Origin of the sequence: Leptospira vanthielii serovar Holland str. Waz Holland = ATCC 700522 (genome assembly GCF_000332455.1) — a bacterium.
Lineage (GTDB): Bacteria > Spirochaetota > Leptospiria > Leptospirales > Leptospiraceae > Leptospira_A > Leptospira_A vanthielii.
The window spans coordinates 98,062-111,116 of record NZ_AOGY02000069.1; the positions used below are offsets into that span (position 1 = coordinate 98,062).

12 protein-coding genes are annotated in these 13,055 nt (G+C 37.9%); 2 read left to right on the plus strand and 10 right to left on the minus strand.

Annotated elements, in window-relative coordinates; translation table 11 throughout:
* Positions 1–22: 22 nt before the first annotated feature.
* Together LEP1GSC199_RS16855 and LEP1GSC199_RS16860 are read right to left on the minus strand one after the other, a co-directional pair.
* Positions 23–1,327 (minus strand): sensor histidine kinase, encoded by a 1,305-nt coding sequence (locus LEP1GSC199_RS16855; protein WP_002988237.1) that lies wholly within the window; start codon positions 1,325–1,327, stop codon positions 23–25.
* Positions 1,324–3,210, minus strand: a complete 1,887-nt coding sequence (locus LEP1GSC199_RS16860) for a PP2C family protein-serine/threonine phosphatase (RefSeq protein WP_039927229.1) — start codon at positions 3,208–3,210, stop codon at positions 1,324–1,326. Before LEP1GSC199_RS16860 ends, LEP1GSC199_RS16855 begins: the two co-directional genes overlap by 4 nt.
* A 279-nt stretch (positions 3,211–3,489) precedes the next feature.
* On the opposite strand from LEP1GSC199_RS16860, the gene perRA reads away from it, so the two are divergent.
* On the plus strand, positions 3,490–3,918 hold the full coding sequence (gene perRA, locus LEP1GSC199_RS16865) for a peroxide-responsive transcriptional repressor PerRA (protein WP_002988319.1): 429 nt from the start codon (positions 3,490–3,492) through the stop codon (positions 3,916–3,918).
* 184 nt (positions 3,919–4,102) lie between these two features.
* Complete coding sequence (locus tag LEP1GSC199_RS16870) at positions 4,103–5,092, plus strand: ketopantoate reductase family protein (protein WP_039927230.1); 990 nt, start codon at positions 4,103–4,105, stop codon at positions 5,090–5,092.
* Positions 5,093–5,100: 8 nt separating this feature from the next.
* Here LEP1GSC199_RS16870 and LEP1GSC199_RS16875 read toward each other — a convergent pair whose 3' ends face one another.
* The 8 genes from LEP1GSC199_RS16875 to LEP1GSC199_RS16910 form a co-directional block, all read right to left on the minus strand.
* Complete coding sequence (locus LEP1GSC199_RS16875; protein WP_039927231.1) at positions 5,101–5,415, minus strand: winged helix-turn-helix transcriptional regulator; 315 nt, start codon at positions 5,413–5,415, stop codon at positions 5,101–5,103.
* A 140-nt stretch (positions 5,416–5,555) separates the two neighbouring features.
* A complete protein-coding gene (locus tag LEP1GSC199_RS16880) occupies positions 5,556–5,849 on the minus strand; it encodes a DoxX family protein (RefSeq protein WP_002988135.1) in 294 nt (97 codons plus the stop codon).
* Between the two features lie 267 nt (positions 5,850–6,116).
* Positions 6,117–7,325, minus strand: a complete 1,209-nt coding sequence (locus tag LEP1GSC199_RS16885; protein ID WP_002988015.1) for a Crp/Fnr family transcriptional regulator — start codon at positions 7,323–7,325, stop codon at positions 6,117–6,119.
* A gap of 41 nt (positions 7,326–7,366) precedes the next feature.
* The gene (locus LEP1GSC199_RS16890) at positions 7,367–8,764 is read right to left on the minus strand and encodes an alkaline phosphatase family protein (RefSeq protein WP_002988180.1); all 1,398 of its coding nucleotides are present in this window, start codon (positions 8,762–8,764) and stop codon (positions 7,367–7,369) included.
* Complete coding sequence (gene eboE, locus LEP1GSC199_RS16895; RefSeq protein WP_002988173.1) at positions 8,761–9,984, minus strand: metabolite traffic protein EboE; 1,224 nt, start codon at positions 9,982–9,984, stop codon at positions 8,761–8,763. Before eboE ends, LEP1GSC199_RS16890 begins: the two co-directional genes overlap by 4 nt.
* The gene (locus LEP1GSC199_RS16900) at positions 9,981–11,144 is read right to left on the minus strand and encodes a 3-dehydroquinate synthase (protein ID WP_002988024.1); all 1,164 of its coding nucleotides are present in this window, start codon (positions 11,142–11,144) and stop codon (positions 9,981–9,983) included. The genes eboE and LEP1GSC199_RS16900 overlap by 4 nt, the downstream gene beginning before the upstream one ends.
* An 8-nt stretch (positions 11,145–11,152) precedes the next feature.
* Positions 11,153–12,019, minus strand: a complete 867-nt coding sequence (eboC, locus tag LEP1GSC199_RS16905) for a UbiA-like protein EboC (protein WP_002988268.1) — start codon at positions 12,017–12,019, stop codon at positions 11,153–11,155.
* On the minus strand, positions 12,020–13,048 hold the full coding sequence (locus LEP1GSC199_RS16910) for a TatD family hydrolase (protein WP_002988251.1): 1,029 nt from the start codon (positions 13,046–13,048) through the stop codon (positions 12,020–12,022).
* Between the last annotated feature and the right edge of the window lie 7 nt (positions 13,049–13,055).

Below are 13,055 nucleotides of genomic sequence, written 5' to 3' on the forward strand. Positions count from 1 at the left end.
ACTTTAAAAAAAAGAAATGAATTTAATCGGCGAGAGGAAGTTGGATAATGATTTTTGTTCCTTCTTTCGGTTTACTGGTTACCTGAAAAGTACCTCCCTGCTCCTTCAATAATTCTATACAGACTAAAAGGCCAAGACCGGTTCCTTTCTCCCCTACAGTACCAAATCCGGAAGTAAAACGTTTACCTTCGATTATTTTTTCTAAAAGGTCATGAGTCATTCCTACCCCATGGTCTTCAAACCGAATCTCCATAAAATGAGAAACAGGTTCCGCCTCAATCAAAACCTTTCCATTTGGATGAGAATATTTTATAGCATTCGATAAAATATTACGCAGCACAGTGGAAGTCATTCGTTCATCACAGTATATAGAATATTTTTCCGAAATTTGTGTCTCAAAGAAAATCCCTTTTTCAGTCGCTTGAATATTGAGTATATCCAGCGCATTTTTTAAAATCAAAGAGAGATTTAATTTTTCTAGATTACATTGGGTCTTTTTTGTTTCATTCCGAACCCAATCGAGCAAATTTTCCAATACCAAATAAGTTTGGTTTGCACTTTTTTTAAGTTCGTTTAATGCAAATACCAGCTCATCTCTTTCAGGTAGCGAACTTGTGAGATAACCCAAAAACTTACTCATGGTTCCAATAGGTCCTTTTAAATCATGAGCTAAGATAGAAAAAATTCGATCCTTATGATCATTGGTTCGAATCATTTCTTTTTGGATTCTATTGATGTTCCTTAAAAAATAAAACATAAACAGAGCAACAAAGGACAAACAAGAAACAACTGAATTAATACGGAATAAGTCTTGGACTTTTTTATGATAAAGAAGAGTTCCCTTTGCAAACACACCAGGACTACCAAAAAACTCGAACCAAATATAAAACGCAGTGTTCATAAGAAAGATAAAAAGTATCCACCACTTTTCCTCATAAGAAAAAAGAACAAAGGGAACAATGGCAAACATTAGAAAATAATAATAAAATCCTCCGGAAGTTCCAAAACTAATTGTAGAAACAAAGAACAAGGGAACAGAAATTGTGAAAACCAATATGATTCGCGATAATGAATACCTTTCCTTCGTATTTAAGTAAAGAACCAATACCAATAACGAAATTACAATTAAATGTATCAAATTCATAAACTGGTAATGCGGTGCACCTGCGATGACAAAGAAAATAGAATACTGAATGTTTGAGAAAATTCCCAAAAAAGCAATTAAGTTTGAAAGTTGTACGCGAACAGAGGATTCCAAACCCAACTGTTCGGTAACTCCTAAATTGAGTAACCGACGAATTCCTAATCGGTCAAAAATTGCTTTCATTTGATATCGATCGTAAAGTATGTTACGTCATCTGACAAACGAAATGCGAATTTTCGAATATCATTTTTAATTTTTTCATTCAATTCAGAAATAGAAAGGTTTAATCCACCAACTAACTGCTCCTTTAAACGAGATTCTCCATATAATTCTCTGCTTTTGTTCTGACTCTCCGTGATTCCATCCGTATAAAAGAAGAAACGATCTCCTGACTTCAGATCCCGAGAAAATGTTTCGACTAAAATATCTTTTTTCCAACCCATGATTGGTCCCCTTCCAGGAAGAGGTGCCAAAGAATTAGAAACAACATTCATAAAAAAAGGACTTGGATGACCCATAACGGAATATTTGATTATGGATTTTTTTAAGTCAAAATGACAGGCAACCGCAGTGATATAATTCTTTTCAACAACGGGTAACATCTTAAGATTTAGTTCTAATAAAAATGTAGCAGGATCCTTTTCTTTCGGAGCAATCTCTAAAAAGTTTACTTTCAACATACTAGCAATGAGAGCCGCTGCAATTCCATGACCCAGGACATCACATAACAAAAAACTAATAGATCCATCTTCATGAATGTAGTAATCAAAGTAGTCACCACCAATTTTTTCCATAGGCATAAAAACAGAGGCGACACTGAGGGAATGGTGTCTGAATTCCATCGGAGGTATTAATTTTGACTGCAAACCTGCTGCTATTACCAAATCGTCATGTAACAACTTAAATTGTTTGTGTAACTCCTGTGTACGAAGAGTGACAAGCATTTCCAAAGATTCATTTAGATTTCGAAGTTCTCTTCTTGTCCTTGCACTTTGCAAAGCGATAGCAAACACACCCGCAAACAAAAAAGTCAAAATCCCATATTGAGTTAAATATGAGTTTTTTCCTGTAACAACGTCGGTGATGACATCGGCAATCCCAAAAAAAGTTGCAACAAGTGCACCGAGAGAAACTACAATCGCCTCAGCTGTTTTTTTATAATTTTTAGCCAACAACTGAACAAGGATGGGGACCTTAATTGCGAGTAATATATACCAAAGATAAACTAAATAAAATCGACTATCTGGATCCATAGAAAATAGCTGAATGAAACCAAGAACGATATCTAAAAAAAATGTAATTACAGCAAGTTTTGTGATACGCCTATCAAAAAGAGTATGAACAAATAACATGATAAAGACGGGAAATAAAAACTGACAAAAAAATAACAATCGCACCAGGATTTCCGGATGGATCATTAGAAAATGAATTTTATTTAGAACGGGTAACCGCCAGCCAACAAAAAATACAGCTGTTCCCGCCAGATACAACCCAGATTTGGAAGATCGATTTAACGCATAACCAATCGCTTGTTGGAGAAAAATCCCAAAGAATAATGCAGCGATAAGGATTTGGTTCACATCTTCAAAAATCATTTTGTCTTTGATTTGATCTTGAGAGCCAAAAATGGGAACAGAGCGAAACAAACCACACCTAAACTGTGTTTCACGGCATTCCACATCCACAACCAATTCATTTTCGCCTTGTTTTAGAAGAGAAATGGGAATTTCATAATAACGGACTTTATGCCAATAAGCATAATACTCAGGAGTGAAACTACCGGTGGAACCGATGACAGATCCATTCCAAAATGTTTGGTCAGCCGAATGGACTCGATCCATATAAATGGCCTGCGAGGATTCAGGCAGAACGGATACAGGAATTTTCAATCGATACTTGCCGCGAATAGGAACTTGGTATCCTTGATCAACTAAAGAAACTCCAACCAAAATTGGTCTGGATTCTGTTTCTCCCTCTTGTTGGAATGTCCAACCCGATTCTAATGATACAACCTCTGCATTCAGTGATGCAAAAGATAAGAAGGCGAATAACAAAAAGAGTTTCATCGATAAGTCCAAAACAAAACCAAACTCCACTGGAGAAAAACAAACAAATTTTGATGTTTCATAGATTCTCCGGAGAACACCGGAAGGATTGAATAGAAATCTATGGGAACTGCAAGAATATTTTAAAGCTGCTCGATTCTTTGAAAACCCTGGTGCGCAGAGAGAAAAGAAAACGGAAGATAGAAAGAAGGGAATTTTCGATTCCATTTCTAGGAAATGATTTTTTAGATTGAGTCTAATTATTGACAAAAAAACACAGACAGAGAAGGTGAAACTGAAATGGATTTAAGTTACCAAAAAACCAAGGAACTCCTCGAATCTCATGGGATCCGACCGACTTCACAAAGATTGGAGATGGCACACTTGCTTTTGGAACGCCACCAACACCTCTTTGCGGAAGAAGTGTTCCATTTGGTCAATTCCCACTTCCCCCACGCATCGCGGGCTACCATTTTCAATAACCTCAAACTCTTTGCGGAAAAGGGAATGCTCGGGACTTTAGAATTAAAAAGCGGAGTGACTCATTTTGATTCGAACATCGGCCCTCACCACCATGCGCTCAATGAAGAAACGGGTGAGATTACTGACGTGAAAATGGACGAAGAACTTGAGACAAAAGTCCTAGAGGAACTAAAAGAAAGTTATTTTAAAAAGACAGGAAAAAAACTAGATAACGTCAAACTTGTGATTACCCTTAGAGGGAAATAAATTCCTTCTAAGTTTATAATCTTAGTCGGAGACGCAGCTACAAAATAAAATCTTATCTTTTTTTTGATTTTATCTTTATACTTGAACGCGATTGCGGAAGCATTCCAGATCACTCGATTCCAAACAAAAGGTCAAAAAAAAAGAGAAGATACATAGTAAACAGATGGTTAAACTTTCCAAAGATATGCCAACATCCTATCCATCCATTGCCATTAGTGGGATTGGTTCCGTAACGGTTACCATCATTCACGCACTTTACCAAAATGCCATTCCCTTCCAAATCCTATGCCGTAATGAGAATCGATACCGATCTTTAAACGCAAACCCCATCCGTTTCCAAGGACCAAATGGAAAAGCTGTTAATATTGATCTTAAAAACCATCTAACAATGGTTCAAGAAAACAAAACAACATTTGATTATATTTTTATTGGATGTAAAAATCAAAATCTCACCGAATACTTAGATGAAACAAAATCGTTATTAAAACCAAATGGAAAATGGATTCTGATACAAAACGGGATTCCCGAACAAAACTTAGGATCATACAAAAATAAAATCATAGGCGGTGTTGTGGGATGGAATACCCAAATGTTTCCAGACGGAACCTATTACCAAGCGAATGTAGGCAGCCTTATTCTTGGAGAAGTTGCCAAAACAAAACCAGATCCCATTTGGAACCAAATCCTACCACCTCAAATACCAGTGATTTTGACAGACCAATTGGAAGGATACCGTTGGCATAAATTAGCAATCAATTCGATCATCAACGGATTGGCGGCCTCCAAACAATTGAGTTTAGGAGAATTATTTCTCAATAAAGATTATAGGTATGAAGCCTTAGAAACGTTAACAGAGATTAAATTAGTGATGAACCAACTGAACATTATAGAACAAGTGGTTCCCGGATCCTTTCCTATTCAAAAATTAGGTGGAGGCGTGGGTGCTCTGCCCACATGGATCCGTCACCTAATTCTAATTTTTCTCGGTTTGAAATACTTTCGCATCCGAACTTCGATGGTTCAAGACTTAGATCATGGAAGAAAGACAGAAATTGATTATATCAATGGGGAAGTAGTCAAAATTGCCAATGACTTAGGAATTCCTGTACCAAAAAATCATTGGATTGTTTTCAAGATAACAAATTTAGAAGAGAACCAAGAAATCAAAAAATAAATGTCTATCTACTTACCCAAACGTAATAGTTCTGAGATGGAATGGTTTGCTTCTAAAGTATGACGTAATTTTTGTTCCGCTTGGATGATGTATTGGTTTCGTCGTCCATCTTTACTTTTTTCTAAAATTTGAGCATCAACCAAGTCTTTGACAATGGCCTGAACCGCCCTCTCAGTGATGCCAACCAACGATGCAACATCTTTCAATCGCATATCTGGATCCTTACTCAAACAAATCAAAACGTGAGCATGGTTTGAAAGAAAGGTCCACTGGCCTCCCTTTTTGGTAATTTCTTGAGGTATTCTTTTTTGCTCTTTTGTCATTCTTTGTGTATAAAAACTCATAAGAAATTTTGATTTTATCATCCATAAATTTCTTATTTATAAATCTAATTCTATGAGTTCACTCTCTCTAGAGCAAAAAAAATGTAAACGAAGAAACCTTTTAGATTAACTCACAGGGGTTAGGTTGGTTCTTCGGTCCACTTAAAATCTCTGACTAACCATGCCCAATAAATAAATAAAAACTGAAAAGGTAATCTTGCATATAAGGCCCAAATGGGGACACCGTAATCTTTTCCATCTAAAGCAGTTAACAACATATTTATGTTCGCAGGATAAATAGCGAGCAGAAGAAGGATGATACCGTAACTCGCCAGCTTTCGCATCCGTTCGTAGAGAACAAGAGATCCTAAAGTAATCTCCACAAGCCCACTGGTCACATTCAGAAGTTCATGGAAAGGAAGGTAATCCGGCATTATTTCCAGGTAAAATTCCGGAGAAAAGAAATGATTGATTCCTGCAATTATGTAGAACGCCCCGAGAGAATACACGAGAAATTTTTTCATCACCGAACTAGAACACAATGGTAGAAAAAATCATTACAATTTTTATGTAGTTAGAAAAATGGTATCTACTTTTTTCGAGGGTTCGCCACCCCACAAGTGTAAATTTGATGGTTCGGGCCGAATCAGAAAACGATGAACCGCTACATCAATTTTGTAATACAATTCCTTGTGGATTCATTAAGCAACAATTTGCCCCTCTTTTGATTTATAATGTCCCAACTTTTCCTCCAATCGTTTGCGGCTTTTGATTGTAATGCGGTTGGGTTCAATGACCAAGTTCGTGTCACTCAAGAATTCTTGAATGGTGTCCTGTTTTACTTTGATGATTCCACACATATTACAGAGTTCTTCCATCTGTATATAAATTGTATGTGCATTGTTAAGACTTTCATCCAGGTTCCGACCCAATCGAATGTCTTGGTCTCGGATGGAATTGTATAAATAAGCATAAAGCCGGATCACAGGTGTTTTCAATCGCAAGATTACCAATCGCTGGTGTGAAAACCAAATCCGTCTTGCAATACTTTCAAAGATTTTTTGTAATAAGGATGGGCCTACGGATTCAAATAAATTTTCTGCAGTAACACGAAGAATTTTACTTTTCGTTTCTGTAATGGCTGAAGCCATTCTTGGTGCATTATCAATCAGAGACATCTCTCCGAAAATTTCTCCTGGTCCCAAAACATCGATTACATATTCATAACCGCGAACAATTCCAAATAGTTTAACATTTCCCTCTAACACAACATAGATTTCGTTGTTCTTTTCGCTTTCTACAAAAAGAATTTCACCAGCTTCTAAATTGGACTGCATACTTTCCCAGGCAAATGGTTTGTAATTGGAACCAATGGACCTAAGAAGATCTGTAGCCTCTGCCACGTTTGCCGTAGAGTTATTTTCTTTGGACCATTTCAGAAAAGTTTGCAAAGAGTATGCAGCTAAGTTTGGTTTTTCCCAAGACAAATAGGTTCTTGCATTGAGCACTAATCGCTCCGGATGGTATTCGCGATCAGCTGGTTTGTTTGCCTTAGAAAGATGTTTTTGTAAGGTTCTGAGTTCTCTGGAATATAGACCCAAAATCTTCATTGCCAACTCTTTTCTCTCTTTGAGATAAGAACCCAAAAGTCGGATCGGAATTTGGACTAACTCAACATCTGTATCGGCAAACAAGGTAACTAAAAACCGATGTTCGGTGAGGGCCGAGACAAGCCCAAAACTATCTCCGGCTTCATAATAGGAAAGCTCATGGTCAACCACGATATGTTCTGAATCGACCGACACACGGCCAGATCTCACAATAAAAAAGTTCCCTGCGTTAGTGGAATTCTGCACTACAATGGCAGCACCTTTGGAATAATTTACAACTTTGATTTCTTCTACGGACACTGAATCAAAAATATTGTCTCAGAAGGTAACTAGTCAAACATTTAAATCTTTGAAGTCATCTGATCCCAAATCAAATCGTACACTTTATTAGCAGAAATTTCTTTTTTCAGGTATGGTTTATCCGCAGAAAAAATGGGGTAAAATTCCTTTTTCTCATGGATAGACCCGTGGGAACCCTTAACCAAACCAGCATCCAAAGGAATTACGTCCATAAGGTATCGAAACCCGAGTTTTTTGCGAAGTAATTTCAATCCCACTCGTAATTTAACCCCCGCTTTTTTAGGATCCAAAAACATCTCACAAGGATCATATCCAGGTTTTCTGTGAATATCCACCAAACGAGCATAATCTGGTGCTTTTTTATCATCTAACCAATAATAATACGTAAACCACGAATCCGAATTTGTTACCGCCACTATATCGCCTGAACGTTTGTGATCAATGTGATATCTTTTTTGTGTCTTTTTATCTAAAACAAGATCGATACCCTGTATGTTTTTTAAAATCTCTTTTACTTGGTTTTGGATACTGAGATCCTTACAATAGATATGTGCAATTTGGTGATCAGACACCGCAAAGGCCTTAGATGCACCTGGATCCAAAAGTTCATACCACCTTTCTTTTCTAACAGAAACAAGGCCACTCTCTCTAAGAATGCGATTAATATGGATCGGATGATGCACTGGTGTAATTCCATATTCAGACAGTAGAATGATCTTTGTATTTTGCTTTTCATAATACTCAATCAATTGTTTTAAGACTCTGTCAATTTCAGAAAGTTCCTTTTGAATCAAAGTTAGGTTCGGCCCAAACTTTTGCAAACAATAGTCCAAATGAGGAAGATACACTAAAGTAAGTGTAGGGTTATACTTTTTATCAACGACGAGTGTTGCATCTGTTATCCACTGTGTAGATTTGATATTGGCATTTGGTCCCCAAAAATGAAAAAGAGGGAACTGACCAAGTTCTTTTTGTAACTCATCGCGAAGTTCTGGAGGATTAGAATAACAATCGGGAGCTTTGACTCCATCAGCATGGTACTGTGGCCTTGGAGTCACCGAATAGTCGGCACTAGCGTACATATTGTACCACCAAAACATTTGGGAACAGGTGAACTCAGGATCTATTTTTTTTGCACGTTCCCATATCTTTTCACTTTCAACCAAATGATTGGATTGTTTCCAAAATTTAATTTCAGCATCCTCATGATCATACCAACCATTCCCCACAATTCCATGTTTATTTGGCCATTCACCTGTGAGATACGTTGATTGGGTACTTGTCGTCACACTAGGAAGCATAGGTGCGACAAGAATAGTATTTCTTTTTTCCAAAAACTGTTTTAAAAATGGGGTAAACTCCCCCACCAAATGTGTGCTAAGTCCCACAACATCAATCACAACTGTTTTTTGAAACAAACTTGTTTTTGACTTTTTCATCTAGTAACCCCAAAACTTCTTTCACTTTCTAATATTGATTTTACCCATTGCAGTTCGCGAATGACGGATTCTGCCATAGGAATTTGTAATTCTTTTGGCAAAACACCCCATGTATATGTTTCTACTTCCAAAGAATTTGTTATAGAGAATTCTTTATGTAGGTTTAAAAGTTCGACTAGTTCCTTTTGGGTTGAGGATACAAGTCCATAAGAATCTAAAAATACGGGAACATGGAAGTGGATTCTCCATTTCTCGAATGGTTTTCCACCTCTTTGTAATGCTTGGGATAAATCGGGATAGGATTGTAATTTTCCATCATCCGACCGAATGACTACTTGGTGCAGATAAGTGGGCTCATCAAAACTGGCAAGTAAATCCATTGTCTCCTTTGGTTGTTCGGAAAACTCTACCTTCAGGGCAGAACTGATTTGAATCCTACCCACTTGTATGGAATTTTTTTTTAACAATTTAATTATCGTTTGGTTGTCTTCAAAACTAACGGCCGAATGGCAAACATCCAAACAAATTCGGATATGGTTTCGAACTTTATGTTCTGCAACTTCCTTTGTTAGTCCCCACTTAGTTTGTATTTCAGGAATAACTAAAGGAAGAAAAACGTCCAAAAACCACTGCACCCAAAGTTCTACATTCCCCAAGATCCCATCAGGTTCTGGTTCTAGATCCAAATGTAAGGTTTTGCCTGAATCTTTTTCAATTTGGATTAAATGGAAAAGCACATTGATTATATGTTTGGTGGCAACTGCAATCCTTTGTTTCCGATCGGAGTCGGTGGCATCAAAAAACTGATACGATATAGGTGGAGTGGAAACACCTCCTTCTATTCCTGCGGGCAATAATTGTGATAAAATGGAGAATAACCGTAATGTGTAATCCAATCTCTCCTTTGTTGCCCAATCCGGTTTATATACATTTTCCTTAACGGCTGTTTTATGAAAACTTCCATAGGGAAACCCGTTGATCAAAAAAACATAAAACCCTTCTCTTTCTAACCAAGTTTGAAATTCGGTGATGATCTCTGGTTTTATCAGTTCCAACGAAGCTTCATTTGCCAACCGAAGGCCGATACCCATCGGAGCATCTGGTGATAAATCTGCGCGAACCAAAGGTAGATTTTTTTGCAGATGGGAAAAATGATCTGACCAAGATTCACCAGGATGGATATTGGAACAATAAGTTAGGTGGCCGTATTTTGTTTTCATACATACGTTTCCAAAAAGTCGACAGATTGAGCCAATATTTTTAGATCGATTTCATGTATTTCTCGAGGTTCGCCAATACCAGCTAACAACGTTATCGTGAGCCTACCACCCAAATGTTCTCTAAACTCCTGCAATCCTAAGTATAAATTTTCTTTTGCATTCGCTGATAACTCTGGGTGGTAAATAACAAACCCAAGTTTTTTTAAAAGGGATAAGATTCTATCCTTATCCTCTTTCGGCAAAAAACCTTTTTGATAAGAATACACCGTATCTAACGCCATTCCAATGGCAACGGCTTCTCCATGTCTGAGAGAGAACTTAGTTAGATATTCTAATTTATGAGCCGCCCAATGTCCAAAATCCAAAGGACGAGAAGATCCAAATTCAAAAGGATCTCCGTTAGCAATATGGTCTATGTGGAGTTCGGCACAGCGGTGAATCAGATAAGACATCTTTTCCAAATTACGACTTTGTAAAAAGTAAACATTGGATTCAATCCAATGGAAAAAATCCCTATCTTTAATTAGGGAAACTTTGATTGCTTCTGCCATCCCGGAGCGCCAATCACGATCATCCAAACTTTCTAAAAACTGCAGGTCATTAAACACGGCAACAGGTGGCGCAAACGTTCCTAGGAAATTTTTTTTACCTTGGTGGTTGATACTATTTTTGACTCCCACACCAGAATCATTTTGAGAAAGTACGGTTGTCGGAATGCGAATCAATCGAATGCCTCGGTGAGATACAGCAGCCACATACCCAACCAAATCAAGGATGGCTCCTCCCCCAATAGCGACTATATAAGAATGTCGATCAATGCCATAAGTATCTACGGCTTCCACTAAAGATTCCCAAAGTATCGGATTGTTTTTACATTCTTCCCCGCCAGGAATGACCATAATATTTCCTGTTAGCTGGACAACAGAGCCAAATCCATGGAAGTAAGTTTTTATTTCAGTCATTAAATTTGGATAGTGTAATGTAAGTCCCTCATCGAGAACCACCAAAGCTTTTTTGATAGCTCCCTCTTTTTGTTCTGAGATTAAAAAATTACGCAAACTGGGATTCGTTAGATGAAAGATCCCCTTTGTAAACTGAACTGTATATCGGTAAGGAACTTGGAACTCAGAAGAAATAGGTGATAAAGAATCTTCAAACATATACAACCCTAGGTAACAGAAAAGGTTTTTGCTAAAACCAAAGAAAGAGGTAATAAACAAAGGATAACGAGAGCTACAGGAAAAAATCCAAAACTTGCCGCAAAGGATGCATTCAGAAGGATCAGTGTAATCACACCCATCTTCACCGCCTTACCAATCATAGGTCCTATCGGATTGTGGTAGGCACGATACAAAGGGGGAAACACCATCCCCAGATGTAGGAAAACAAAAGGGGTATTCAAGAGTATATTCCCCAAACGAAAAGATAAAAATGACATACAAAGAAAAACGGTTAGATAAAAAACACCCGCTAAAACTAGAGAAGTTTTTTTCCCACCATGGACTTCGCCCCGACTGATCATTGTTATGGCAGAGATATATAAAATCGGAAGTAGAGAAAGGGAAAGTTCGGAAATGTTGATTTCAGATACCAAACTCATTCCAAGAATCAAATTGCCTCCGCGACACATCCCCATCACGATTGGACCAAAAACAGAATGATGTTTCGCCAAACGATTGTAAGTAAGAATTAGGATAACAATACCAGCGGCAATCCATCCACTTTGTATTTGGTATAAAAATGCAAAACCCGTCCCTAATCCTAATAACAAACTCCCAAAAATCAAAGCAGATAGTTTGGACACCTTCCCACTGGGAATCGGCCGTTCTGGTCTTTCTTTTGAATCAATTGGTACATCAAAAAAATCATTCAGGACCACACCTCCGCCATACAATCCGATAGTGGAAAGTAGAAGAAAAACGGGAGTATTGTCAGTCCAAACAAAACCGACAATCGCCATACCAGCAAGAATATCAGCAAGAGCTGTCACTACATTTGCAGGTCGAAGTAAAGTAATGTATGCTTTTACATTCATCTATTGAATCAGGAGAGAATTTTTGTTAGTCACTGGTTGTTGGCCACCGCGAAGTATGGAGTTGCCATGAAACTTGGCATTCGGATCTGGTTGGAACTCTACTTCAAAGTCGGTTACATCGATTTGGCCACTTTTTGCAAAGGCATCAATGGCATTTTGGTAAGTGACCATTCGAATCACTTCGGAAGGAATCCCTCTTTGTTTCATAAGAGCTGCGGTTTTTGGAATCGCCAGTGGATCTGAGATTCCCCAATCGGCACTCGAATTGATCATGATCCTATCTGAACCATATTTTTCGACAACGGCCACCATCCTCTCATTACCCATCTTAGTAAACGGATAAATAGTAAAGGCTGCCCAAAAACCTTGATCTAACACTGATTTCATGGTCTCTTCGTTATTGTGATCCACAACCACCCAAGAAGGATCAAGCCCATGTTCCAATGCGATTGACATACTCCTTTCGGTTCCTCTTTTTTTATCACGATGTGGTGTATGGATTTGGACTGGTAATTTTGCTTTTTTTGCAAGTTCCAATTGTAAACGATAGTATTTTTCTTCTAGTGGAGTTTGGTCATCAAAACCAATCTCTCCAATGCCAACGACACCTTCTTTAAAAGCAAACAAAGGTAATATCTCCATGACCTCTTCCGCAAGACGTTCGTTATTTGCTTCTCTTGAATTCAAACCCATGGTGCAATAATGTTTAATTCCAAATTGAGAAGATCTAAACCTTTCCCAACCAACAAGGCTACTGTAATAGTCCTTAAAACTAGCAAGTCCCGTCCTTGGTTGGCCCACCCAAAAAGCAGGTTCAATGATCGCAACAATTCCTGCTTTTGCCATCATCTGATAGTCGTCCGTGGTTCTTGATACCATGTGGATATGTGGGTCGAAGAATCGCATACCTTGGATTAGGTTTTGGTAGTCCTCCCACAACAAATCTCTGTGAGTCGGTAAATCTTCGGATGAATGGTTAGATTCAAAATGTGAGGGATTCTTTGATGGTTCGTTTTGGTTTTGGCACATAGAAATT